Source organism: Kitasatospora sp. NPDC058184 (assembly GCF_042883725.1).
GTDB lineage: Bacteria > Actinomycetota > Actinomycetes > Streptomycetales > Streptomycetaceae > Kitasatospora.
The window spans coordinates 1-23,098 of sequence record NZ_JBHVVE010000016.1 but is presented as its reverse complement, the minus strand read 5'-3'; the positions used below and the strand labels follow the sequence as shown (position 1 = coordinate 23,098).

Here is a 23,098-nt window from a genome sequence, read left to right as displayed (position 1 = left end):
TGCAACCAATCCACGTTCGATCATCATCGTCCATGTTTGGGGATGTAGTGGACAAGGCGTGCTTTTTCAAATGGTGAACGAGCCGGAGCAGGTCCAGACCAAGTGGTGTCAGAAGATGAACGACGGACTCATCGCCCCGACCCCGCGCCGCAGTTGGCACGCGACGGAGACCAGCCGGTCGGCCCGCTCGACCGGGAGCGACAGGGCCATCGTGGCGACCACCGGGCCGATGGTGATCGGGACGGCCGCGCAGACCGTGCCGAGCGCGTACTCCTGACGCTCCAGCACCGGCATGGTCGGCCGCAGCGAGGCGAGCCGGCGCAGCACCGCGGTCTCGCCGGTGAGGGTCGACGGGGTGAGCCCGGCCGGCGGGTGGCGGGCGAGGTGGTCGCGGCGCTCCTCCTCGGGCAGCTGGCCGAGCAGGCACTGGCCGATGGCGTGCGCGTGGGCGGTGGCCCGGAAGTCCGCCCAGGGCTCGACGGCCGGGCGGTTCGGGTCCTCGGCCACGTCCACCACGTGGACCTCGCCGTCCCGGTACAGCGCGAAGTAGACCGCGGCGCCGAGCTCGTCCCGTAAGGACCGCATCCGCGTCCGCAGGTCGGGGTCGCCGCACCGGCCGCGGGAGCGGGCTATGCCGTCGAGCGCCTCCCCGTGGAAGAAGCGCCCCTCGGAGCGCCGCAGGTAGCCCTCGTGGGCCAGGGTCCGCAGCAGGTGGTAGGCCGTGCCGAGGGGCAGTTCGGCGGCCCGGGCCAGCTGCTTGGCGGTCGCGCCGCGCCGGAAGCCCCCGACGGCCTCCAGCAGCCGCAGCGCCCGCTGGACGGAGCCGATCAGGGTGGGCCCGCGGTCCGCCTCGGGCGGCCGCGGCGCGGCGGGCCCGGCCTCCCGCGCCGGCCCGAGCGGTCGTGCCGCCTCGAACGGTTGCTCTCCGAACGGGTGCTCCCCGAACGGTCGTGCTGTCTCGAACGGTTGCGTCTTCTCGAACGGCTGTGCGATCCGATCCATGACACCCAACCCCCAGCCCGAGTCCCTCGTACAGGTCCGTGCCCAGAACGGGCATGCGGAACGAAACCTCCGATTTGCCCGATAGCTGCTCATTGCAGCACAGCGGGACCCCGAACGGATGCACCCGACCGGGTCGGCGTTTCGACCCGTTCCCGGCGTGTTTCGACCCGTTCCCCGGGTTTCGTTCCTCCCCCGGCGCGGGAGACTTCCGCACAACGCGCCAGTCCCGGAGGTGGCCATGGGCCCCGAGAACCGCACCGCGCCACCGCGCCCGGTCGTGAAGCGCACCGCGCGGGCGATCCTGCTGGAGCTGGACCCGGACGATCCGTACGGCCCGGCCTCGATCGTGCTGATCCGGCGGGTCCGGCCGGACTCGCCGCACCCGTACTGGATCACGCCCGGCGGCGGGGTCGAGCGGGAGGACCGGACGGTGGTCGAGGCGCTGCACCGCGAGGTGGACGAGGAGCTCGGCGGCAAGGTCGTGGACGTGGTGCCCGCCTTCGTCGACACCATCAGCCACACCCACCATGACGACGGCACCCCGCTGCACCCGCACGGGGTCAAGGTGCAGCACTTCTTCGTCTGCCGGCTCGCCTCGATGGACCTCGACCGACGGCACGGGCCCGAGGTGACCGACCCCAACGGCGAGTACGAGGTGGTCCGGCTGCCGTTCACCCGCGAGGGCGTCACCTCGGTCAACGTGGTCCCGCCCCGGCTGCGGGCGTACCTGGCGGCCAACATCGAGGGCATCCGCGCGCTCCTCGCCCCCGACCTCGGGTGATCACACGGCGGCCGGGTCGCCGACCGGGTCGTGCCGGATCAGCTCGGCCGGGACCCCGGCCCGCAGCAGCACCCCGACGCCCCGGCGCACCATCGCCGGCGGCCCGCTGAGCACCGCCTCGCGACCGGTCCACGGGCCGAACCGGCCCACCGCATCCGGCAGTTCGCCGGTCATCAGCCCGCCGGCCAGCAGTCCGCCGCCCAGCGGGCCCCCGGCGTGGCCACCGCCGGAGAGCACCGGACGGACCGTCAACCAGGGGTGGCGAGCGGCCAGTTCGCGCAGCCCTTCCAGCGCGTACAGCTCCTCGGCCCGGCGGGCCCCGTAGAACACCTCGACCCGGCGGCCGGACGCACCGTGCTCGGCGGCCTCCTCGACCAGGGCGCGGACCGGCGCGATCCCGGTGCCGCCGCCGAGGCAGAGCAGGTCCCGGCCGGCCGCGTGGTCGACGGTCATCGCGCCGGCCGCCGGGCCGAGCCGCAGCACGTCCCCGGGCGCGGCCCGGTGGACCAGCGCGTTGCTCACCCAGCCCGCCTGGACGGCCTTGACGTGGAAGGTCAGCAGCCCGTCCGGGCGGGGCGCGCCGGCGAAGGAGTAGTGCCGCCAGACCCGCGGCCACCAGGGCGTCTCCAGCGCGGTGTACTGCCCGGCCCGGAACGGGTAGGCCTGGTCCGGCCGGACGGTGACCACCGCGACGTCCCGGGTGCGGCGCTCGTGCCGGACGATCTCGCCCTGCCACCAGGCCGGCGAGGTGCGGGCGTCCTCCTCGGCGGCCTCGATCATGGCCGAGGAGATCATCCGGTAGGCGCGGCGCCAGGCCGACTCGGCCTCGGCGTCCCAGCGGGCGCCCGCGTACCGGGCCAGCGTTCCCACCAGGCACTCCTCCACCACCGCGTAGTGCCCGGCCAGTGCCCCGTACCGGCGGTGGGACCGGCCGAGCCCGGCCAGCGTGGCGCGCAGGGCCGCCGGCCGGTCGAGCTCGCGGACCACGGCCAGCAGGGTGCGGAACAGCCGCTCGCGGTGGACGTCCATGGCGGCGGGGAAGGACGAGCGGAGCTCGGGGTGGCGCAGGAAGAGCAGCGCGAAGAAGTGCGCGGTGGCCCGGTCGGCGACCGGCTCGACGGCGGCGAGGCCAGCCCGGACCAGCCCGACCTCCCGGGCGGTGAGCGGCCGGCGGGCGGTGGCCTGGTCCTGCCCGGCGGCGGGGAGCGCGGCGGCGGGCTGCCCGGCGGGGACCCGTACGCCCCAGGCATCGCTCCACCGGTCGCCCGGGCCGACCCGGTTGAGGCCGGGAGCGTCGGCGAACAGCGGGCGGAAGTCGGCGGCGGGGGCGGGAGCCGGGGCGTGGACGTGGGCCGGAGCCGGGACGAACGGCGGTTGCGGCGGCCGGACGGGCTCCAGCAGCGACACCGGCGGCAGCACCTCCGTCGGTGCCTCCGCCGCCACCAGCGGCGGCAGGTCCGGCGGGGCCAGGGGCGCAGGCGGGTCCAGGGGCACCGGCGGCCGGGCGACCGCCTCCCGCGACGGGCCCCCGTCGGGCGCGGACTGCCGCAGGCCCGGGACGGACGAGACCCCCGCCGAGCCGTGCCCGGTACGGACCAGGACTGTTCCGCGGGACTTCACCGCTACGTTTCGAGTACCCAAGAGAATCGTTTCGCCCTCCGGCCGGCCTGCGCCACCACCTGGCTTGTCGCTACTGGCGCCAAGGCAGCGTGGCACGGCCCGACCGACCGACCGACGAATCACGCGAAGCCCGGACATCCGGGCCCGGAACGCGCTACTCTCCCCGCCCCCGGTCGCCCCGGGTGTCCGTCCGCACACCCAGGGCAACCGGAGAGCCGGGCTCGACGGCGCTCCTCAGAGCTGCCGCAGCAGCATCCCCGGCTGCTCCACACAGTCCGCGACGAACCGCAGGAAACCGCCCGCCGTCCCGCCGTCGCAGACCCGGTGGTCGAAGGTGAACGACAGCTGGGTCACCTCGCGGACCGCCAACTCCCCCTGGTGGACCCAGGGTTTGGCGACGATCCGACCGACCCCGAGCATCGCCGCCTCCGGGTGGTTGAGGATCGGGGTCGAGCCGTCCACGCCGAACACCCCGTAGTTGTTCAACGTGAAGGTGCCGCCGGTCAGTTCGGCCGGGGTGAGCGCGCCGCTGCGCGCCGCCTCGGTCAACCGGCCCAGCTCCTCGCCGAGTTGCCCGGTGCTGCGGTTCTGCGCGTCCCGCACCACCGGGACGACCAGTCCGCGCTCGCCCTGCGCGGCGAAGCCCAGGTGCACCGCCGAGTGCCGGACGATGCCCGAACCGTCCCCGATGACCGAGGAGTTGAGCTCCGGGAAGCGCGCCAGGGCGACCGTGCAGATCCGCGCCAGCAGCGCCAGCACGCTCACCTTCGGCCCCGGCGTGGCGTTCAACTGCCGCCGCAGTGCCATGAGTTCGGTGGCGTCGGCGTCCACCCAGCAGGTCGCCGCCGGGATCTCCCGGTGGCTGCGGCTCAGCTTCTCGGCCACCGCCTTGCGCAGCCCGCGCAGCGGGACCACGCCGTCCTGCCCGGCGGGCCCGGCGGGCGCCGGAGCGGTCACCTTGGCCGCGACCGCCCGTTCGACATCCGCGCGCATGATCAGTCCGTCGGGCCCGCTCCCGGTGAGCGCGGCCAGGTCGACCCCCTGCTCCCGGGCCAGCCGCCGCACCAGCGGCGAGATCACCGGCACCACCGCCGGCCCGGCCGGGACGACCGGAGCCCGCACGACCACGGCACCGGCGGCGACCACGGCCGAGGCCGAGGCCGGTGCCCCGACCCGGCGCCGCCGCCCGCCCCGGCCCGGCTCGGCGACCCCGAACCCGACCAACGGCCGCTCCACCTCGGCAGAGGCGGCGGCGGCAGCAGCGGCAGGCGCAGCGGCAGAGCCCGGCCCCGCCGCATCCTCCGGCCCGCTCCCCGCCGCCGGCGCCACCGCGACCGTCACCAGCGGCGCGCCCACGGCGATCTCCTCGCCCACCTCGCCGTACCGCGCGGTGACCACCCCGCCGTACGGGCAGGGCACCTCCACCACGGCCTTGGCGGTCTCCACCTCCACCACCGGCTGGTCGACCGCGATCACCTCGCCGACCTCGACCATCCAGCGCACCACCTCGGCCCCGGTGAGCCCCTCACCGAGATCGGGCAGCCGGAACTCCCGTACGACGGGCATCATCCTCGGTCCTCCCACTGCAGCCGGGCGACCGCGTCCAGGATCCGGTCCACCCCGGGCAGGTGGTGGTGCTCCAGCATCGGCGGCGGGTACGGGACGTCGAAGCCGGTGACCCGCAGCACGGGCGCGGCCAGGTGGTGGAAGCAGCGCTCGGTGACCCGGGCGGCGATCTCCGCGCCGGTGCCGCCGAAGCCGCTCGCCTCGTGCACCACCACGGCCCGGCCGAGCGAGCGCACCACCCGGCAGACCGTCTCGTCGTCGAACGGCACCAGGGTGCGCAGGTCCAGCACCGCGAGGTCCCGGCCCTCGGACTGCGCCGCCTCCGCCGCCGCCAGGCAGACCGGCAGCGAGGGGCCGTAGGTGATCAGCACGGCGGAGGTGCCGGTGCGCCGCAGCACCGCCCGGCCGATCGGCTCGACGGGCGCGTCCGGGTCGAACTCGGCCTTGCCCCAGTAGAGCCGCTTGGGCTCCAGGAACACCACCGGGTCGTCGGAGGCGATCGAGGCGCGCAGCAGCCCGTACGCGTCGGCCACCGTCCCCGGGGTGACCACGTGCAGGCCGGGCGTGCTGGTGTAGTAGGCCTCGGAGGCGTCGCTGTGGTGCTCGACGCCGCCGATGCCCCCGCCGTACGGGATGCGGACGGTGATCGGCAGCGGGAGCCGGCCCGCCGTGCGGTTGCGCATCTTGGCGACGTGCGAGAACAGCTGCTCCAGCGCCGGGTAGGCGAAGGCGTCGAACTGCATCTCGACGACCGGGCGCAGCCCGTACATCGCCATGCCGATCGCGGTGCCGAGGATGCCGGCCTCGGCCAGCGGGGTGTCCAGGCAGCGCTCCGGTCCGAACTCGGCGGTGAGCCCGTCGGTGATCCGGAAGACCCCGCCGAGCGCGCCGACGTCCTCGCCGAGCACGTGCACCGCCGGGTCCTCGCGCATGGCGTCCCGCAGCGCGGAGTTGAGCGCCTGCGCCATCGAGGCGGTACGGACATCAGAGGGGCGCCGCGCAGAGGCTCCGCCAAGGGTGGGGGTGGGCGACGGGTGGGCCGTGCTCATCGGTCCGCCACCTCCGCCTCGGCGGCCAGCTCGGCGGCCAACTGGGCGGCCTGCTCGCGCAGTTGCGGGGTCGGCTCGGCGTAGACATGGGCGAACAGCGACATCGGGTCCAGCTCCGGGTCGGTGTGGAACTCCGCCCGCATCCGGGCCGCCAGCGCCTCCGCCTCGTCGGCCGCCTCCCGCACCAGGCGGTCGTCCAGCACGCCGAGTCCGCGCAGCGCCCGCTCCATCAGCAGGATCGGGTCGTGCTCGCGCCAGGCGGCCACCTCGGGCTCGGTGCGGTAGCGGGTGGCGTCGTCGGCGTTGGTGTGGGCGTCGATCCGGTAGGTCAGCGCCTCGACCAGGGTCGGGCCGCCGCCGGCCCGGGCCCGCTCGACCGCCTCGGTCAGCACCGAGTGCACGGCGGGCGCGTCGTTGCCGTCCACCAGCCGGCCCGGCATCCCGTAGCCGACGGCCTTGTGGGCCAGGCTCGGCGCGGCGGACTGCGCGCTGAGCGGCACGGAGATCGCGTAGCCGTTGTTCTGCACCAGGAAGACCACCGGGGCGTCCAGCACGGCCGCGAAGTTCAGCGCCTCGTGGAAGTCGCCCTCGCTGGTGCCGCCGTCGCCGAGCATCGCCAGCGCGACCACCGGCTCGCCGCGCAGCCGGGCGGCGTGCGCCAGCCCGACGGCGTGCGGGGCCTGGGTGGCGAGCGGGGTGCAGAGCGGGGCGGTGCGGCTGGCCCGCGGGTCGTAGCCGGTGTGGGCGCTGCCGCGCAGCAGGGTCAGCGCCTCCAGCGGGTCGACGCCCCGGGAGACCACGGCGAGGGTGTCGCGGTAGCTGGGGAAGAGCCAGTCGTGCTCGCCGAGCACCAGCGCGGCGGCGACCTGGCAGGCCTCCTGGCCGGTGGACGCCGGGTAGACGGCGAGCCGGCCCTGCTTGGTCAGGGTGGTGGCCTGCTGGTTGTACCGGCGGCCGACGACCAGGCGGCGGTACAGCTCGCGCAGCAGGGCGGGGTCGTACTTCTCCAGCGCGGGGGTGCCGATCGCCCGGACGGGGGAGGGGTCCGGGAGGAGGGGTGCCGGATCGGTGCGCGGGGCGGTGGCCCCGGGCAGCCAACCGGGTACACCCGCGTGGTGTCTGTGGTCGAGAACGGTCATCTCGGGGCACCTCCAGGGGTTGCGGGGGCTCCCTACCGATTGTTCGGTCGTCTGTTCATCTTGACCAGAAGCGTGACAAGGTGGTGGACATTCGGCCTGTACGGCGGTCGACTGGTGGCAGTGCGTCCAATCGGTGGGGGTGGGGGGTCATGTCGGCTGAACAGATGTCCAGACTCGACCGGGTCGACCGGTCGATCCTGCGGCTGCTGCAGCAGGACGGTCGCGCCTCCATCCGCTCGGTGGCCGAGCGGGTGCACGTGTCCCGGGCCAACGCGTACGCCCGGATCTCCAGGATGGTCGAGGACGGCATCATCCGCGGCTTCACCGCCAGGGTGGACCACGAACGGGCCGGTCAGGCCGCGTCGGCGTACGTCACCCTGAAAATCGTCCAGAACTCCTGGCGGACGGTGCGCGAGCAGCTGCTGGAGCTGCCCGGGGTGGCACACATCGCGCTGGTCGGCGGGGACTTCGACGTCCTGCTGCTGGTGCACACCGCCGACAACAAGGCCCTGCGGGAGCTGGTGCTGGGCAGCATCCAGTCCATCCCGCAGGTGCTCGGCACCCGCACCATGCTGGTCTTCGAGGAGACCGATCAGGTGCCGCCGCTCTGAGGAGGGCTCCGCCTCGAGGGCGGGGCCCGGGCCCGGGGGAAGGACCGGTCAGCGCGCCCGCAGCCCGTCGAAGGCCAGGTGGACCACCGCGTCCGCGACCCCGTCGGCGGCCTTGAGCCCCGGCCGGTACCACTCCACGATCGAGTTGATCATCCCGAACAGCAGCCGGGTGGCCAGCCGCGGCTCCACGTCCGCGCGCAGCGCGCCGTCCGCGACCGCCGCCCGCAGCAGCTCGGCGACCTGGTGGTCGAAGTCCCGCCGGCGCTCCAGCGCCCACTGCTCGGTGGCCGTGTTGCCGCGCACCCGCAGCAGCAGCGTCACGTACGGCAGCTCGTCCAGCAGCACCTCGGCGGTGCGGCGCACCACGTGCTCCAGCCGCTCCACCGCCGGGCCCGCGACCGCCTCGGGCTCGGCGAGGATCGCGAACAGCCCGTCCAGCGCCCGGCCGACCGCCAGCCGCAGCAGCTCCTCCTTGCCGCGCACGTGGTGGTAGATGGAGGACTTGGAGATCCCGGCCGCCCGGGACAGGTCCTCCATCGAGGTGCCGTCGTAGCCGCGCTCGTTGAACACGTCGACGGTCACCGCGAGCAGTGACTCCACGGTGTAGGCGGTGCGCGTGGTGTGATCGGCCATCCTCCGAGTATCCCCGGCCGTCACCCCCGTCACGCGAGCGGGTCCGACTGGTCCACACCAACCAAGGGACGCCGACGGGGTCAGGCCCTAGACTCTGCGGACGATCCGTCCACGTCCAAGGCTGGGGACATGAACGCAATACCGGCAGTCGCCTCCGACGTGCCAGAGAAGCGCAGCGAGGAGCCGGAGGGACCCGCGCGCGCCTGGCAGGAGCGCGGCCGGGCCCTGGTGGTCCGCTTCGGACCGGCGGTGTGGTGCTACGCGGTGCTGAAGCTGATCGGCTTCACCGTCTTCATGAAGCTGCTCTCCTTCTCCGGGGAGTACGCCAAGAAGCCGGCCCGGTTCGGCGGCGGCGCCAACCCCTGGGACGTGGTGGCCACCTGGGACGGCTGGTGGTACCAGCAGGTGGCTCGGTTCGGCTACCACCCGGCGCTCGTCCCGATACCGAACGGCCCGGTCGGCTTCAGCGTCGAGCAGAACTCGGCCGCGTTCTTCCCGCTCTACCCCGGCCTGATGCGGATGGCCTCGGACGTCACCGGCCTCGGCCTGTACGGCGCCGGGATGCTGGTCTCGGTGGTGGCCTCGCTGTTCGCCGCGGCCGGCATCTACGCCGTGGTGGAGAAGCTGACCGGCGACGCCCGCTCCGGTGTGATCGCGGCCGGCATCTGGGCGATCGCCCCGGGTTCCGGCGCCGAGTGGGCGGTCTACTCGGACTCCCTCTTCGTCGCGCTGGCCGCCTGGGCCTGCTACTGCGTGATGACGAAGCAGTGGGTCGCGGCCGGGGTGATCACCCTGGTCGCCGGGCTCAACCGGCCGACCTCCGCGGCGCTGATCGGCGCGGTCGGCCTGGCCGCGCTGGTCGAGCTGTACCGCCGCGAGAGCGGCGTCCTGCGCCCGCTGGCCGCGATGCTGCTGGCCCCGCTCGGCCTGCTCGGCTACGTGGGCTGGGTGGGCTGGCGGACCGGCGAGTGGGGCGGCTACTTCCGGCTGCAGCACGACGCCTGGCTGCACTACTTCGACTGGGGCCAGGGCACCTGGCACGCGATCCGCGGGGTGCTGCTGGGCCGCAGCGACTACCCCTTCGCCTTCCCGATACCGGACCTGTTCGCCACCCTGATCGTGCTCAGCCTGCCGATGCTGATCGTGCTGCTGGTCCGGCTGCGCCCGCCGCTGGTGCTGACCGCCTACACGCTGGCCACGATCGTCTCGGTGCTCGGCAGCCTGGGCATCTTCGGCAACGTCTCCCGCTACCTGCTGCCCGCGTTCCCGCTGTTCATCGCGCTGGCGGTGGGGATGCGCAAGCTGAGCCTGCCGGTGCTGGCCACCGTCCTGGGCACCGGCGCGGTCGCCTCCGGCTGGTACGCCGGGTACGTCATCTTCGAGCTGGGCGTGCCGTAGACCCGGACCACCCGAGCCCCCGGGGGCGCGTCCGCCACGGACGCGCCCCCGCGCGTTTCCCGGTGGATTCCTCCCACCACACCCTCGTGGCCCGACCGATCGTTCGGTTACTCTGTGACGTGTCCCGTCCTGCTTTCCGAGGCCCTCCGAGGAGCGCACAGATGTCCGCAGCGGTCACCCACCCCCTCGTCAGCGAGCTGGTCGAGCGCCACCAGGCCACCCTGGACGCCGCGCTCGCCGCCGCCGCCGAGCGCGACTACTGGTCGCCCTACCCCGAGTTCCCCAAGGCGTACGGCGAGAGCGGGCCGGCGGACGGCAAGGCCGCCTTCGACGCCCTGCTCGGCAGGCCCTTCACCCTCGAAGGCCACCCCACCGACGGCGACCAGGTCGGCGGCGAGGCCTCCCCGTACGGCGTCGAGCTGGGCATCACCTACCCGCACGCCGACCCGGACGCGCTGATCGCCGCGCTCACCGCCGCCCGCCCCGGCTGGGCCGCCGCGACCCCGCTGGAGCGCGCCGCCGTCTGCCTGGAGATCCTGCACCGGATCAACGCCCGCTCCCACGAGTTCGCCCAGGCCGTCATGCACACCACCGGCCAGGCCTACGGCATGGCCTTCCAGGCCGGCGGCCCGCACGCCCAGGACCGCGGCCTGGAGGCGGTCGCCTACGCGTACGCCGAGCAGACCCGGCTGCCGAAGCAGGCCGGCTGGACCAAGCCGCAGGGCAAGCGCGACCCGCTGGTGATGACCAAGGAGTTCACCGTCGTCCCGCGCGGCCTCGCGCTGCTGATCGGCTGCAACACCTTCCCCACCTGGAACGGCTACCCGGGCCTGTTCGCCTCGCTGGCCACCGGCAACCCCGTCCTGGTCAAGCCGCACCCGCGGGCCGTCCTGCCGCTCGCGCTGACCGTCGCCGTCGCCCGCGAGGTGCTCGCCGAGGCCGGCTTCGACCCGAACCTGGTCGTCCTGGCCGCCGAGCACGAGGGCGGCACCGTCGCCGCCGCCCTCGCGGTCCGCCCCGAGGTCAGGCTGATCGACTACACCGGCTCCACCGCCTTCGGCGACTGGCTGGAGGAGCACGCCAAGCAGGCGCAGGTGTACACCGAGAAGGCCGGCGTGAACGCCGTCGTCATCGACTCCACCGACGACTACAAGGGCATGCTGGGCAACCTGGCCTTCGCGCTCTCCCTCTACAGCGGCCAGATGTGCACCACCCCGCAGAACGTGCTGATCCCGCGCGGCGGCATCGCCACCGACCAGGGCGACAAGTCCTACGACCAGGTGGTCACCGACCTGGCCGGCGCCATCGAGGGCCTGCTCTCCGACGACGCCCGCGCCGCGGCGATCCTCGGCGCCGTGGTCAACCCCGGGGTGCTCCAGCGCTCGGCCGCCGCGGCCGGCGGCGAGTACGGCGAACTCGCCCTCGCCCCGCGCGCGGTGACCTCCCCGGACTTCCCCGGCGCGACCGTCCGCACCCCCGCGCTGGTCAAGCTGGACGCCGACAAGCCGGACGACCGCGCGGTCTTCCGCAGCGAGTGCTTCGGCCCGGTCTCCTTCGCCGTCGCCGTCGAATCCACCGCCGCCGCCGTCGAGTTGCTGCGCACCACGGTCCGCGAGAAGGGCGCCATGACGGCCTCCGGCTACACCACCTCGCCCGAGGTGGAGGCGCTGCTGGTCGAGGCCGCGCTGGACTCCGGCGTCTCGCTCTCGCTCAACCTGACCGGCGGCGTCTTCCCCAACCAGACCGCCGCCTTCTCGGACCTGCACGGCACCGGGGCCAACCCGGCCGCCAACTCGGCCTACTGCGACGGTGCGTTCGTCGCCAACCGGTTCCGCACGGTGGAGATCCGCCGGCACGCCTGAGCCGTTCACCCCCGTCACCGGGCCCCGGCGGTCACCCACCGCCGGGGCCCGGCGGTTCACAGCTCCGACGGCGCCCGCGATGATGGAGGCTGGGAGAACGCCGGGAACGGCGTACGACCGCCCTCCGAACAACGGGAGCTGATACATGGCCGTGAAGCCGACGACCGAAACCGACGTCCTGATCGTCGGCGCCGGACCGACCGGACTGCTGCTGGCCGGCGACCTCGCCGCCGCCGGAGTCGGCGTCACGGTACTGGAGAAGCGCGCCGCCGAGTCCAACCTCACCCGGGCCTTCGCCGTGCACGCCCGCAGCCTGGAGCTGCTGGACGCCCGGGGCCTGGCCGAGGAGCTGATCGCCACCGGCCGCCCGCTCGCCGAGCTGAGGATGTTCGACCGCTTCGGCATCGACCTCGCCGCGCTGCCCACCCGCTTCCCGTTCGTGCTGATCACCCCGCAGTACAACGTCGAACGGCTGCTGCTGGACCGCGCCGAGAAGGCCGGCGCGACCGTCCTGCGCGGCGCCGAGGTCACCGGGCTGCGCCAGGACGCCGAGGGCGTGACCCTGGAGACCCGGGACGGGCAGAGCCACCGCGCCGCGTACGCGGTCGCCACCGACGGCGTCCACTCCACCGTCCGCGACCTGCTGGGCATCCCGTTCCCCGGGGAGTCGGTGGTCGACTCGGTGGTGCTGGCCGACGTCCGGCTGGACCGCGAGCCCGCCCAGGCGATCACCGTCGGCGCCAACCAGGCCGGCTTCGCCTTCATCGCCCCGTTCGGCGACGGCTGGTTCCGGATCATCGCCTGGGACCGCGAGGAGCGGTACCCGGACGGCACCACCCCCTCCGCCGAGCAGCTCACCGCCCTCGTCCGGGCCATCCTCGGCGAGGACTACGGCCTGCACGAGGTGCGCTGGAGCTCCACCTTCCACAGCGACGAGCGGCAGGCCCCCAACTACCGCTCCGGCCGGGTCTTCCTGGCCGGCGACGCCGCGCACTGCCACTCCCCGGCCGGCGGCCAGGGCATGAACACCGGCCTCCAGGACGCCGCCAACCTCTCCTGGAAGCTCGCCGCGGCACTCCGGGGCCATGCCACCGACGCCCTCCTGGACACCTACCAGACCGAGCGGCACCCGGTCGGCAAGACGGTGCTGCGCACCTCCGGCGCGCTGATCCGGCTGGCCCTCGCCGAGTCCGCCCCCACCCGCGCCCTGCGCGGCGCGCTCACCGCGCTGGGCGGCCACCTCGACCCGGTCACCGAGCGCGGCGCCCGGCTGGTCTCCGGCATCGGCATCTCCTACCCCGCGCCCAAGGACGCCCACCCGCAGGTCGGCAAGCGCGTCCCGGACCTGCGGCTGACCGCCCTGAGCAAGCCCGCCGAGGGCGCCCCGGCCGCGCCCGAGCGGCTCTACGAGGCGCTGCGCGCCGGGACGTTCGTCCTGGTCAGCAATGACGAGCTGGCCGCCGCCGAGCCCTGGGCCGACCGCATGGTCTCCGCCGCCCCCGCCGACCCGCACGGCAAGCTGCGCGACACCGTCCTGCTGATCCGCCCGGACGGCTACGTCGCCTGGGCCGCCGTCGACCCCGGCCAGGGCGAGCTGCGCGCCGCCCTCACCGACTGGCTCGGCGCCCCGGCCTGACCACCCCCGGGCGGGCCCGCGATCCCCGCGCGCCCGCCCGGCCCGGCGTTCGCCGGCCGCTCAGCCCCGGGCCTTCACATAGTGCCGCGCCGCCTTCGCCCGGTTCCCGCACACCGCCATCCGGCACCACCGCCGGCGGCCGTTCTGCGAGGTGTCGAAGAAGTACAGGACGCACGCCTCGTGCGCGCACTGCTTGATCCGCTGGGCGCCCCGGTCCAGCAGGTCCAGGAAGTCGTCCGCCGCCAGCCAGGAGGCCAGCCACTCGGGCCGGTCCACCTCGACGTGCGCGGTCGGCCCCTGCGGGCCGAGCTCCCGGCGCAGCCGCCCGTGGCCCAGCACACCGTTCAGCCGGGCCACCGTCTCCGGCCCCAACTGCCCCTGCCCACACAGCTCCTGGACGGCCTCGGCGATCACCTCACGGGTCTCCCGCAGGGCCGCGAGCCCCGACCCGGCGGCCCGGCAGCGGTCCGCTAGGCCGGCCGAGGAGAGCCAGATCGGGTAGCCGTCCGGTTCGGCGAGCAGGTCGTTGACGGGCGTTCCGGCCCAGCGCGTGTTGAGCAGGTCCAGCGCGAGCGGCTCACCGATCAGCGGTCGCGGGTCCCTCGGGTCCGGCTGCACGTCAGTCATCGCTCTCCCTCGGATCGGTCCGATTCTACGTCCGCCCCTTCCGCCCGGACTGGTCTGGACCGACCCCGGAACCACGGTCATTCACTGTATGGAACCGCCGAGTTGGGGGCCCTCCACAGTTGACTGTTTTTTAGCAACGAATTGCCCGGCCATGAGCCAATTCGCACACGGGTTCTGTCATGTTCGAGCCAGCGTTCTCGACCCCCCTGAACGCCTGGTCCCTTGCCGGCCCCCCACAGCCGGCTGGAGGAGGATCCGTTGCGTCCCCGCTCCCTTGCCCTCGCCGCGGCGATAGCCGTGCTGCCGCTGACCGCCGTCTCGCTCGGTGTCTCCACCGCGCAGGCCGCCACTCCCAACGCCTCCCCGCGCGTCGCCCTGCCGAACACCGTGAACCCGGCGGTGGCCCACTCGGAGAAGAAGGGTGACGTCCCGGCCGCGCAGCAGATCTCGGTGTCCGTCAGCCTGAAGCTGCGCGACACCGACGCCCTGGACCGCTTCCTGACCGCCGTCACCACCCCGGGCGCCCCGGAGTACGGCCACTACCTGACGCCGGAGCAGTTCACCGCGCGGTTCGGCCCGACCCAGGCCGCCGTCGACCAGGTCCGGACGTACCTGGCCCAGCAGGGCCTGACCGTCTCCGACGTGAGCGCCAACCGCCAGGTGGTCAACGCCCGCGGCACCGCCGCCCAGGTCTCCCAGGCCTTCGGGACGCACGAGAGCGCGTACCTCGACCCGCAGCTCCAGCGCGCCTTCTTCGCCAACGACGCGGCCGCCTCGATCCCGTCCGACCTGGCCTCCGTGGTCCAGGGCGTCAGCGGCCTGGACAACCACGCGGTGCGCAAGAACCGCCTGGCCACCCCGAACTCGGTCACCCCGAACACGGCGAGCGCGAGCCCGAGCGGCATGGCCCCGGCCCAGTACACCGGTGCGTACAACCTCAACAAGACCGGCGCGGACGGCACCGGCACCACGGTCGCGCTGTGGGAGTTCGACGGCTACCAGTCCTCGAACCTGACCACCTACGACTCCCAGTACGGCCTGTCCGGCCCGGCCGTCTCCACCGTCTCGGTGGACGGCGCCAACTACGACTCCGCCCCCGGCCAGGGCCAGGGCGAGGTCGAGCTGGACAGCGAGATCGTCCGCGGCGCGGCGCCCAAGGCCACCCAGCTGGTCTACGAGGCGCCCAACAGCGACCAGGGCGAGATCGACATGGCCAACAAGATCGTGACCGACAACAGGGTCTCGGTGGTCTCGATCTCCTGGGGCTCCTGCGAGCCGGACACCACCGCCGCCTCGATGACCGCGGTCGACAACGCCTTCAAGCAGGCCGCCGCCCAGGGCATCTCGATCTTCTCCGCCTCCGGCGACGACGGCTCCCGCGACTGCACCCGCTCCACCAGCGGCTCCGGCGTGAAGGCGGTCGACTTCCCGGCGTCCAGCCCGCACCAGACCGGCGTCGGCGGCACCAACCTCAAGGTCTCCAGCGGCAACGCCTACTCCTCGGAGAGCGCCTGGAGCACCGCCGGCGGCGGCGTCTCCACCGTGTTCGCCAAGCCGAGCTGGCAGACCGGCACCGGTGTCAGCGGCACCATGCGCACCGTCCCGGACGTCTCCTCCAACGCCGACCCGCAGAGCGGCTTCGCGATCTACACCGCCGGCGCCTGGCAGGTCTACGGCGGCACCAGCGCGGCCGCGCCGCTCTGGTCCGGCTACGCGGCCCAGTTCAACCAGAAGGCCAAGGCCGCCGGCCAGGCCGTCCTCGGCGAGGCGAGCCCGCGGCTGTACTCGGTGGCCAACGGCAGCGGCTACGGCAGCACCTTCCACGACGTGACCACCGGCGCCAACCAGGACTTCTCCGCCAAGGCCGGCTACGACCAGGTCACCGGCTGGGGCTCCCCGGTCGCCGACGCGCTGACCACCGCCCTGCTCGGCGGCGGCACCACCCCGCCGTCCGGCGGCTGCACCGCCGCCCAGCTGGTCGCCAACGGCGGCTTCGAGAGCGGCACCGCCTCCCCGTGGACCGCCTCCAGCGGCGTGGTCAGCAACAGCTCCTCCGAGGCCGCCCACTCGGGCAGCTGGAAGGCCTGGCTGGACGGCTACGGCTCGGCCCACACCGACACCCTGTCGCAGACCGTCTCGATCCCGGCCGGCTGCGCCTCCGCCAAGCTGACCTTCTGGCTGCACGTCGACACCGCGGAGACCGGCACCACCGCGTACGACAAGCTGACCGTCCAGGCCAACAGCACCACGCTGGCGACCTACTCCAACGTGGACGCCGCCGCCGGCTACGTCCAGCGCACCCTGGACCTGACCTCCTTCGCGGGCCAGACCGTGACCGTCAAGTTCACCGGCACCGAGGACTCCTCGCTGCAGACCAGCTTCGTGATCGACGACGTCGCGCTGAACGTCGGCTGACCACCGGCCGCACCACCGCACCACCCGATCCCCGCCGGGGCGGAGCCGTCAGGGCCCGCCCCGGCGGTGTCCGTCCCGGGCCCTGCCGGAGCCGTCCGCCGGCCCGGTCGGGCCCCGGTCAGCGGCCCGTGTTTCCGGACTGTTTCAAGATCGATAACCCTTCGGTCCACCTGCCGTGACCACTGTCATACGCACGACTGATGACGTAGCCTCTCGACCGTGCATAGGGTTCCCCAAAGCTCGGTGAAGCCGCTGGCGGCGCGCCCCGGCGCCGACCCGGTCCCGCCGAACTCACCTGGTGGGGAGGGTCACCGTATGGCCGCACAGCAACCTCAGGACGCCGCGCGGCTGCGGCTGGTCGGGTCGCACACGGAGCGCCCGGGCCCGCCCGGGCCGCCCGGCCCGACTCCCGCCACCCCCGGACCGCCCCCCGGCCGGCTCGCCCCGGTCGGCGGCTTCGCGGACACCCTCCACCTGGCGATCGAGGCCAGCGGCCTCAGCCTGGACCGCATCCGCGCCGCCCTCGCCGGGCGCGGCGTCAGGGTCAGCGTGACGACCCTGAGCTACTGGCGGCGCGGCCGCAGCCAGCCCGAGCGGGCCAGCTCGCTGCGCGCCGTCCACCTGCTGGAGGAGCTGCTCGGGCTGCCGCACAGCGCGCTCTCCTCGCTGCTCGGCCCGCCGCGCCCGCGCGGCCGCTGGGCCGCCGCGGCCAACACCTGCCACCTCGGGCTGGAGGACGTCTGGCCGGGCGAGCAGGAGATCGCCAACATCTTCGCCGAGCTGAACGCCCCGCCGGCCGGCGAGCTGGAGCGCCTGAGCATCCACGACTCCTACTACGTGGACGCCGAGCGGCGCGGCAACCTGCTGCGGATGCGCCAGGTGGTGCGCGCCACGGTCGGCGGCGTCGGCCGCTGCCTGGTGGTGCACATGGCCGACGAGGAGGCGGCCGGCTGCCCGGAGATCACCGCGGTGCGGCACGGCCGGCTGGGCCGGGTGCGCCGCCGCCCGGAGGCCGGGCTGATCGTCGGCGAGCTGATGCTGGACCGCCCGCTCGGCCTCGGCGACAGCACGGTCTTCGAGTACGAGGTGGAGATCCCGCCCGGCGGCCCGACCACGGAGTACAGCCGCCGCTTCGCCACCCCGGTGCGCGAGTACGTGCTCCAGGTGCACTTCGACCCGGCGGCCGTCCCGGCGCACTGCGAGCGCTACGACCGCGAGCCGGGGGCCGACGTCGACCACCGCCGCGAGCAGCTGTGGATCGGCGCCTCGGCGAGCGCCCACGTCCTGGCCCCGGACCAGCAGCCGGGCCACATCGGCATCCGCTGGGAGTGGGCGTAGCCCTTCCGCTCCTTCGAGACCCGCCGGACCTCACGGTCCGGCGGGTCTTTCGCATGCCCGCCCGAAGAGCTGACCCTCCCGACCCCCTGCACTGGTTGACGCTGCATCACCTAACTCCTACTCTCGTGAATACCGGTTAGGCAGCTGCCTCACCGGCAGCCGAAGCCTCCGGGAGTGACCAGGCATGTCCAGCACCGCCCAGCTCCGCACCCTGCAGACCGGCCACGTGGGCCTGAACGTCACCGACCTGGCCCGCTCGATCGCCTTCTACCGCGCCGTGTTCGGCCTCGACGTCACCGCCGAGGGCACCGACCCCGACCGCCGCTACGCCTTCCTCGGCCGCGACGGCCGCCTGGTGGTGACGCTCTGGCAGCAGAGCGCGGGCCGCTTCGCCCCCGGCAACCCCGGCCTGCACCACCTCTCCTTCGAGGTCGAGAGCCTCGACGAGGTCCGCGCCACCGAGCGGCTGCTGCGCGAACTCGGCGCCGAGTTCGCCTACGACGGCGTCGTCCCGCACAGCGAGGGTTCGGCCTCCGGCGGCATCTTCTTCACCGACCCGGACGGCATCCGGCTGGAGGTCTACACCCGCACCGGCGTGGCCGGGACCGCGGCCGCCGCCCCCACCGCCACCGCCCCGACCTGCGGGTTCTTCTAGGAACCGGGCCCGGCCATGACCACCACCAGCACGCCGTACCACCCCGGCGAGCGGGCCGCCCAGGCCCGGGCCGGCCGGACCGAGCGGGCCGACCACGCCGGCCGGTCGATCCGCCGCACCGTCCCGGCGGTCGCCGCCCGCTTCCTGGCCGAGCGCCGGATGCTGGTCCTCGGCGCCGCCGACCGGGACGGCCGGGTCTGGGCCACCCAGCTGGCCGGCCCGGCGGGCTTCCTCACCGCCCCGGACGAACGGACCATGGCCGTCGCCGCCCTCCCGGCCGGGGCCGACCCCCTCGCCGAGGCACTGGCCGGCCCCGCCCGGGTCGGCACGATCGCGCTGGACCCGGCCGGCCGGCGCCGGATGCGGCTCAACGGCCGCTCCCTCCCGGACGGCCGGGGCGGACTGCGGGTGCACGCCGACGAGGTGGTCGCCAACTGCCCGAAGTACATCCAGCGCCGCACCCCGACGGACCGCCCGGCCGCCGGCCCGCCCCGTACGGTCGCCGCCGGACCGGTGCTGACCACCGCCCAGCGGCTGGCGGCGGCCACCGCGGACACCTTCTTCATCGCCAGCACCGGCCCGGACGGCAGCGTGGACGCCTCCCACCGCGGCGGCTTCCCCGGCTTCCTGGAGCCGGTGGCGCCGGACCGACTGCGCTGGCCCGAGTACCCGGGCAACAGCATGTTCCTGACGCTCGGGAACCTGGAGCTGGACCCGCGAGCCGGCCTGCTGCTGCCCGACTGGGAGACCGGCGGGGCGCTGCTCGTCACCGGCGAGGCCCGCACCGACTGGTCCGAGGAGGCCCGGCAGGGCGTCCCGGGCGCCGAGCGGATGGTCGAACTGACCGTCACCGGCGTGCTCGAACTGGCCGACGCCACCCCGCTGACCTGGACCGACCCGGAGTACTCGCCCGCCATCCCGCGCTGACCCCGCCTCACTTCGCCTAGACCCTCCGCCCGACCCACGCCACGCCCGGGAGCCGAACGGGTCTCACCCGTTCGGCCTAACCCACCGTGACTCATCGCGCCCGCTTTGGGACTTTGGTCCGGATAACACGCGGAATAGTCCGGGAAAGAGGCGGAGCATGACCCTGACCGACCCCCTGTCCCCGCTCATCGAGTTCGACGACGTCGAACCGGCGGAGGACTGCATATGCGGGGGCTGCAACGCCCGCCGACGAGCACGGCTGCACGCCGCGCCCGTCCACGAAGGCGGACACGCCTCCGCCCGCAGCGTCCGCCGCCGGGCCGCCGTCCTGATGGCCGCCGTGGGCACCGCGCTGAGCGGCGGAGCGGCCGCCGCCGGCACCGCCACCGCGGCCCCCGCACCCGGCCCCACCCCGGGCGGCAACAGCAGCAGCCAGTCCCAGACCCCCCAGGGCGAGGTCAGCGGCCTCTACGGCCAGGCCCCCGGCGCCCGTACCTTCGCCGCGCCGCGCGCCGCCGCGGCGCCGCTCACCCGGGCCCAGATCATCCAGCGCGCCCAGACCTGGGTCGACCAGGGCGTGCCGTACAGCATGAGCCGCTACTGGTCGGACGGCTACCGCCAGGACTGCTCCGGCTTCGTCTCGATGGCCTGGGGCCTGGGCAGCAGTCAGACCACCTGGACACTGCCCAACTTCGCCGAGCGGATCGGCAAGAACGACCTCCAGCCCGGCGACGTCCTCATCTACAACAACCCGGCCAACCCCCAGGCCGGCTCGCACGTCACGATCTTCGGCGGCTGGGCCGACTCCTCCCGCACCAAGTACGTCGCCTACGAGCAGACCGGCCCCTCCGCCAAGAAGCGCTCCACCCCGTACGCGTACTGGAACAACTCCGGCTCCTACGTCCCGTACCGCTACACCGGCCTGTCCTCCGGCAGCAACGACGGCGGCGGCACCTCCTCCACCGCCTTCCCCGGGGCCGACAAGTTCGGCCCCGGCGCCAACAACGCGTCCGTCACCAGGCTCGGCCAACTGCTGGTGCAGCGTGGCGGCGCCGGGTTCTACTCCGAGGGCCCCGGCCCGCGCTGGGGCGAGGCCGACCGCAAGGCCACCCAGGCCTTCCAACAGGCCCAGGGCTGGCGCGGCGCCGAGGCCGACGGCATCCCCGGCAAGGACACCTGGGACTACCTGGTCAACGGCAAGGGCCGCAACATCGGCGGCGGGGGAGGCACCCCGCTGCCGCCTCCGCCGCCGCCCGTCACCGGGGGCTCCGCCTTCCCCGGCGCGCAGTACTTCGGGCCGGGCCAGAGCAACGACCACATCCGGCGGCTCGGCGAGCAGCTGGTCCGCAAGGGCTTCGGCGGCTCGTACAGCGTCGGCCCGGGACCGCGCTGGACGGAGAGCGACCGCCGGGCCGTCCAGGCCTTCCAGCAGGCCCAGGGCTGGCGCGGCAGCGAGGCCGACGGCTACCCGGGCCCCGACACCTGGCGCCGGCTCTTCTCCTGACGCCCCCTCCGAGGCGCGGTGCCCACCCGGGCGCCGCGCCTCAGCGCTTCCCCGACATCCAGTGGAACAGGCCCATCCCGACGCTGGTCGCCAGGTTGAAGCTGGACACCCCGGGCCGCATCGGCACCGCCACCAACCGGTCGGCGCGGTCCTTGAGTTCCGCCGACACACCGTGCCGCTCCGTCCCGAAGGCGAGCAGCGCGTCGTCCGGGAACGGCACGTCCCGGATGTCCGCGCCCTCCGGGTCCAGCACGTACAGCGGCCCGTCCGGCAGCTCCGGCAGGGCCAGCCGCTCCACCGCGGTCGCGAAGTGCAGCCCGGCGCTCCCCCGCAGCACGTTCGGGTGCCACGGATCCAGGTCCCCGGTGGTCACCACCCCGGTGGCGCCGAAGCCCGCCGCGAGCCGGATCACCGCCCCGACGTTCCCCAGGTTGCGCGGGTTCTCCAACAGCACCACCGGCGCCCGGCGCGGCAGCCGGCCCAGCACCGCCCGGTTCGCCTCGACCCCGGGCCGCGCCGCCAGCGCGACCACCCCGGTCGGGTGCAGCCGCGGCACCAGTCCCCGCAGCGCCGCCTCCGGAAGCTCCACCGCGAGCCCCTCCAGCGCCGGAACGACGTCCGGCGCCAACTCACCCGCCAACGCCAGCAGTGCCGCCCGGTCCGCGGTCAGCACCCGCCGCACGTCGCCGCCGAACCGCAGCGCGTGCTTCAGCGTGTGGAAGCCGTCCAGCAGCACCGCCCCCGGCTCCCGCTCGGCCGCCCGCCACGCCCGCACCAGCCCGTCCTCGTCCGTCCTGTTCACTCCGCCATCGTCTCCCCCGGGCGCCCAGCCGCGGCGATCACCTCGTCGAAACCGAGCGCCCGCCCCGGCGGGCCGTCCTGGGCGGCGGCCAGTCCGGCCAGCGCGAGGTCCAGGTGCCGGTGGACCAGCGAGCCGTCCGCGTCCAGCGCCGCCAGGGCGCCGGGCAGCGGACGGGACACCCGGACGCAGAGCAGCACCAGGTCCCCCATCCCCACGTCGGGGCGCAGCCGCCCGGCCTCCCGCGCGGCGCGCAGCAGCCCCTCGACGGCCTCCACGGTCCCCCGGCGGACCGCCACCAGCTCCTCGTCCACCACCAGGCGCTCCAGCAGCACCACGATCGCCGCCCCCATCCGCAGATCGGCGGCGGCGTGCACGAAGCGGCGCAGCGCCTGCCAAGGGTCCGCCTCGACCCGCCGCGCCTCCTGCGCGGCCTCGCCGAGCCGGGCCAGCAGGTCGGTGACCAGCGCGCGGACCAGCGCCTCCCGGTCCGGGAAGCGCCGGTAGAGCGTGCCCGGGCCGATCCCGGCCCGCCGCACCACCGCGTCCAACGGGGCGTCCGGGCCCCGTTCCAGGAACACCTCGCAGGCGGCGTCCAGGATCCTGCGCCGGCTGCGTTCCGCGTCGGCCCTCATCCACAACTCCCTAACCGGAGAAAATCTCTCCCTCTATGCTAGCGTCACCGGAAACGGAGAAAAACTCTCCGCCTCTCCCGGAGGAGCGCCACCATGCCGACCAGCCTCACCATCCGCACCGAGATCGACGGCACCCCCCACCCCCGCGAGGCCGTCCTCGCCTGGGAACTCGACCGCGCCCGCGCCGCCCTGCACCTCCTCAAGCAGCGCCTCGGCGACACCCGCACCCGCGAACTGCTCACCCCCGACACCACCGCCGCCGACACCGCCCTGACCGCCTGGGCCCAGGCCTCCGCCGGCCGCCGGCGCACCGCCGTCACCGAACTCACCGCCACCGGCATCGACGCCCGGACCTTCCTCACCTGGTGGCAGACCCGCCTCCACTCCGGCGACCGCACCGCCCTCCTCGCCGCCAACCCCGAGCACTACCTCGCCGACTCCACCGGCGACCAGGTCGAGATCATCGAAACCCTCGGCACCACCCCGACCCGCTTCTTCCTCCACTTCCACGACACCCCCGGCAACGCCACCTTCCCCGTCCGCATCGGCGGCACCGGCACCCTCGCCGACGGCACCGAAGTCCTCCACGTCATGCACGAGTTCGCCGACACCCCCGACGGCCTCCGCATCCGCCTCACCGTCCAGTTCCCCGAAGCCGCCCCCGACCTCCTCCCCACCGGCCACCAGTGGCACTTCGCCTGCGAGTTCACCAACTGGCTCCAAGCCGCCCACGCCGCCTGACCCCCACGCACCCCCACCCCCAGCGGGCGCGCCCACCCACTCCCGCACCAGGGCCCCCTCCACCACCCCCACCCACCCGCCCCTCCCCCCGCGAGAGGGACGCGCTGCGGGAGGGGGTGGCGCAGGGGGTGGCCGCGGAGAGGGGCGTGACGGGTGATTT

20 protein-coding genes are annotated in these 23,098 nt (G+C 74.3%); 11 read left to right on the top strand and 9 right to left on the bottom strand.

Going from position 1 to position 23,098, the window contains the following annotated elements; translation table 11 throughout:
* Positions 1-108: 108 nt before the first annotated feature.
* Entirely contained in the window at positions 109-1,002 is an 894-nt protein-coding gene (locus tag ACFVXH_RS27245) for an IclR family transcriptional regulator (protein WP_375876536.1), read from the bottom strand.
* 238 nt (positions 1,003-1,240) lie between these two features.
* Here ACFVXH_RS27245 and ACFVXH_RS27240 point away from each other — a divergent pair, with 238 nt between their 5' ends.
* Positions 1,241-1,783: an NUDIX domain-containing protein gene (locus ACFVXH_RS27240; protein ID WP_049653246.1), complete on the top strand. Its 543-nt coding sequence runs from the start codon at positions 1,241-1,243 to the stop codon at positions 1,781-1,783.
* On the opposite strand, the gene ACFVXH_RS27235 is transcribed toward ACFVXH_RS27240, so the two are convergent.
* From ACFVXH_RS27235 to pdhA, 4 genes are all read right to left on the bottom strand, one after another.
* Complete coding sequence (locus ACFVXH_RS27235; RefSeq protein ID WP_387828061.1) at positions 1,784-3,403, bottom strand: globin domain-containing protein; 1,620 nt, start codon at positions 3,401-3,403, stop codon at positions 1,784-1,786. It lies immediately after the preceding gene.
* Positions 3,404-3,637: 234 nt separating this feature from the next.
* Positions 3,638-4,969 carry a dihydrolipoamide acetyltransferase family protein gene (locus tag ACFVXH_RS27230; protein ID WP_387828388.1) on the bottom strand — a complete coding sequence of 444 codons (1,332 nt, stop codon included), beginning with the start codon at positions 4,967-4,969 and terminating at the stop codon, positions 3,638-3,640.
* Positions 4,969-5,937, bottom strand: coding sequence for an alpha-ketoacid dehydrogenase subunit beta (locus tag ACFVXH_RS27225; RefSeq protein ID WP_387828385.1), 969 nt, complete (start codon positions 5,935-5,937; stop codon positions 4,969-4,971). Before ACFVXH_RS27225 ends, ACFVXH_RS27230 begins: the two co-directional genes overlap by 1 nt.
* A gap of 77 nt (positions 5,938-6,014) precedes the next feature.
* Positions 6,015-7,157 carry a pyruvate dehydrogenase (acetyl-transferring) E1 component subunit alpha gene (pdhA, locus tag ACFVXH_RS27220; RefSeq protein ID WP_049652804.1) on the bottom strand — a complete coding sequence of 381 codons (1,143 nt, stop codon included), beginning with the start codon at positions 7,155-7,157 and terminating at the stop codon, positions 6,015-6,017.
* 149 nt (positions 7,158-7,306) lie between these two features.
* Here pdhA and ACFVXH_RS27215 point away from each other — a divergent pair, with 149 nt between their 5' ends.
* The gene (locus tag ACFVXH_RS27215; RefSeq protein WP_049652805.1) at positions 7,307-7,768 is read left to right on the top strand and encodes an Lrp/AsnC family transcriptional regulator; all 462 of its coding nucleotides are present in this window, start codon (positions 7,307-7,309) and stop codon (positions 7,766-7,768) included.
* 48 nt (positions 7,769-7,816) lie between these two features.
* On the opposite strand, the gene ACFVXH_RS27210 is transcribed toward ACFVXH_RS27215, so the two are convergent.
* Positions 7,817-8,401 (bottom strand): TetR/AcrR family transcriptional regulator, encoded by a 585-nt coding sequence (locus ACFVXH_RS27210; RefSeq protein WP_049652808.1) that lies wholly within the window; start codon positions 8,399-8,401, stop codon positions 7,817-7,819.
* Between the two features lie 129 nt (positions 8,402-8,530).
* Here ACFVXH_RS27210 and ACFVXH_RS27205 point away from each other — a divergent pair, with 129 nt between their 5' ends.
* The 3 genes from ACFVXH_RS27205 to ACFVXH_RS27195 all read left to right on the top strand — a co-directional run bounded on the left by ACFVXH_RS27205 (position 8,531) and on the right by ACFVXH_RS27195 (position 13,297).
* Positions 8,531-9,799, top strand: a complete 1,269-nt coding sequence (locus tag ACFVXH_RS27205; RefSeq protein ID WP_387828056.1) for a hypothetical protein — start codon at positions 8,531-8,533, stop codon at positions 9,797-9,799.
* Positions 9,800-9,960: 161 nt separating this feature from the next.
* Positions 9,961-11,661, top strand: a complete 1,701-nt coding sequence (paaN, locus tag ACFVXH_RS27200; protein ID WP_387828053.1) for a phenylacetic acid degradation protein PaaN — start codon at positions 9,961-9,963, stop codon at positions 11,659-11,661.
* Positions 11,662-11,806: 145 nt separating this feature from the next.
* Complete coding sequence (locus tag ACFVXH_RS27195) at positions 11,807-13,297, top strand: FAD-dependent monooxygenase (protein WP_049652814.1); 1,491 nt, start codon at positions 11,807-11,809, stop codon at positions 13,295-13,297.
* 60 nt (positions 13,298-13,357) lie between these two features.
* On the opposite strand, the gene ACFVXH_RS27190 is transcribed toward ACFVXH_RS27195, so the two are convergent.
* Complete coding sequence (locus ACFVXH_RS27190) at positions 13,358-13,924, bottom strand: CGNR zinc finger domain-containing protein (RefSeq protein WP_387828050.1); 567 nt, start codon at positions 13,922-13,924, stop codon at positions 13,358-13,360.
* A 258-nt stretch (positions 13,925-14,182) separates the two neighbouring features.
* On the opposite strand from ACFVXH_RS27190, the gene ACFVXH_RS27185 reads away from it, so the two are divergent.
* The 5 genes from ACFVXH_RS27185 to ACFVXH_RS27165 all read left to right on the top strand — a co-directional run bounded on the left by ACFVXH_RS27185 (position 14,183) and on the right by ACFVXH_RS27165 (position 20,763).
* Entirely contained in the window at positions 14,183-16,339 is a 2,157-nt protein-coding gene (locus ACFVXH_RS27185; RefSeq protein WP_082345817.1) for a protease pro-enzyme activation domain-containing protein, read from the top strand.
* Between the two features lie 315 nt (positions 16,340-16,654).
* Positions 16,655-17,677, top strand: coding sequence for a hypothetical protein (locus tag ACFVXH_RS27180; protein ID WP_079272005.1), 1,023 nt, complete (start codon positions 16,655-16,657; stop codon positions 17,675-17,677).
* Between the two features lie 184 nt (positions 17,678-17,861).
* Positions 17,862-18,332 (top strand): VOC family protein, encoded by a 471-nt coding sequence (locus ACFVXH_RS27175; RefSeq protein WP_387828046.1) that lies wholly within the window; start codon positions 17,862-17,864, stop codon positions 18,330-18,332.
* 15 nt (positions 18,333-18,347) lie between these two features.
* Positions 18,348-19,259, top strand: coding sequence for a pyridoxamine 5'-phosphate oxidase family protein (locus ACFVXH_RS27170; RefSeq protein ID WP_387828043.1), 912 nt, complete (start codon positions 18,348-18,350; stop codon positions 19,257-19,259).
* Between the two features lie 157 nt (positions 19,260-19,416).
* A complete protein-coding gene (locus tag ACFVXH_RS27165) occupies positions 19,417-20,763 on the top strand; it encodes a peptidoglycan-binding protein (RefSeq protein WP_387828040.1) in 1,347 nt (448 codons plus the stop codon).
* 40 nt (positions 20,764-20,803) lie between these two features.
* Here ACFVXH_RS27165 and ACFVXH_RS27160 read toward each other — a convergent pair whose 3' ends face one another.
* Together ACFVXH_RS27160 and ACFVXH_RS27155 are read right to left on the bottom strand one after the other, a co-directional pair.
* Entirely contained in the window at positions 20,804-21,565 is a 762-nt protein-coding gene (locus ACFVXH_RS27160; protein WP_387828037.1) for a TrmH family RNA methyltransferase, read from the bottom strand.
* The gene (locus tag ACFVXH_RS27155) at positions 21,562-22,197 is read right to left on the bottom strand and encodes a TetR family transcriptional regulator (RefSeq protein WP_387828034.1); all 636 of its coding nucleotides are present in this window, start codon (positions 22,195-22,197) and stop codon (positions 21,562-21,564) included. The genes ACFVXH_RS27160 and ACFVXH_RS27155 overlap by 4 nt, the downstream gene beginning before the upstream one ends.
* A 93-nt stretch (positions 22,198-22,290) precedes the next feature.
* Here ACFVXH_RS27155 and ACFVXH_RS27150 point away from each other — a divergent pair, with 93 nt between their 5' ends.
* A complete protein-coding gene (locus ACFVXH_RS27150; protein ID WP_387828031.1) occupies positions 22,291-22,938 on the top strand; it encodes a hypothetical protein in 648 nt (215 codons plus the stop codon).
* Positions 22,939-23,098 lie beyond the last annotated feature (160 nt).

Excerpts from the sequence above, each read along its gene's own strand:
- ACFVXH_RS27195 (WP_049652814.1), top strand. The coding sequence starts at position 11,807 with ATGGCCGTGAAGCCGACGACCGAAACCGACGTCCTGATCGTCGGCGCC.
- ACFVXH_RS27190 (WP_387828050.1), bottom strand. The coding sequence starts at position 13,924 with ATGACTGACGTGCAGCCGGACCCGAGGGACCCGCGACCGCTGATCGGT.
- ACFVXH_RS27245 (WP_375876536.1), bottom strand. The coding sequence starts at position 1,002 with ATGGATCGGATCGCACAGCCGTTCGAGAAGACGCAACCGTTCGAGACA.
- ACFVXH_RS27215 (WP_049652805.1), top strand. The coding sequence starts at position 7,307 with ATGTCGGCTGAACAGATGTCCAGACTCGACCGGGTCGACCGGTCGATC.
- ACFVXH_RS27230 (WP_387828388.1), bottom strand. The coding sequence starts at position 4,969 with ATGCCCGTCGTACGGGAGTTCCGGCTGCCCGATCTCGGTGAGGGGCTC.
- ACFVXH_RS27175 (WP_387828046.1), top strand. The coding sequence starts at position 17,862 with ATGTCCAGCACCGCCCAGCTCCGCACCCTGCAGACCGGCCACGTGGGC.
- ACFVXH_RS27205 (WP_387828056.1), top strand. The coding sequence starts at position 8,531 with ATGAACGCAATACCGGCAGTCGCCTCCGACGTGCCAGAGAAGCGCAGC.
- ACFVXH_RS27210 (WP_049652808.1), bottom strand. The coding sequence starts at position 8,401 with ATGGCCGATCACACCACGCGCACCGCCTACACCGTGGAGTCACTGCTC.
- ACFVXH_RS27170 (WP_387828043.1), top strand. The coding sequence starts at position 18,348 with ATGACCACCACCAGCACGCCGTACCACCCCGGCGAGCGGGCCGCCCAG.
- ACFVXH_RS27165 (WP_387828040.1), top strand. The coding sequence starts at position 19,417 with ATGACCCTGACCGACCCCCTGTCCCCGCTCATCGAGTTCGACGACGTC.
- paaN (WP_387828053.1), top strand. The coding sequence starts at position 9,961 with ATGTCCGCAGCGGTCACCCACCCCCTCGTCAGCGAGCTGGTCGAGCGC.
- ACFVXH_RS27150 (WP_387828031.1), top strand. The coding sequence starts at position 22,291 with ATGCCGACCAGCCTCACCATCCGCACCGAGATCGACGGCACCCCCCAC.
- ACFVXH_RS27225 (WP_387828385.1), bottom strand. The coding sequence starts at position 5,937 with ATGGCGCAGGCGCTCAACTCCGCGCTGCGGGACGCCATGCGCGAGGAC.
- ACFVXH_RS27180 (WP_079272005.1), top strand. The coding sequence starts at position 16,655 with ATGGCCGCACAGCAACCTCAGGACGCCGCGCGGCTGCGGCTGGTCGGG.
- pdhA (WP_049652804.1), bottom strand. The coding sequence starts at position 7,157 with ATGACCGTTCTCGACCACAGACACCACGCGGGTGTACCCGGTTGGCTG.
- ACFVXH_RS27155 (WP_387828034.1), bottom strand. The coding sequence starts at position 22,197 with ATGAGGGCCGACGCGGAACGCAGCCGGCGCAGGATCCTGGACGCCGCC.
- ACFVXH_RS27240 (WP_049653246.1), top strand. The coding sequence starts at position 1,241 with ATGGGCCCCGAGAACCGCACCGCGCCACCGCGCCCGGTCGTGAAGCGC.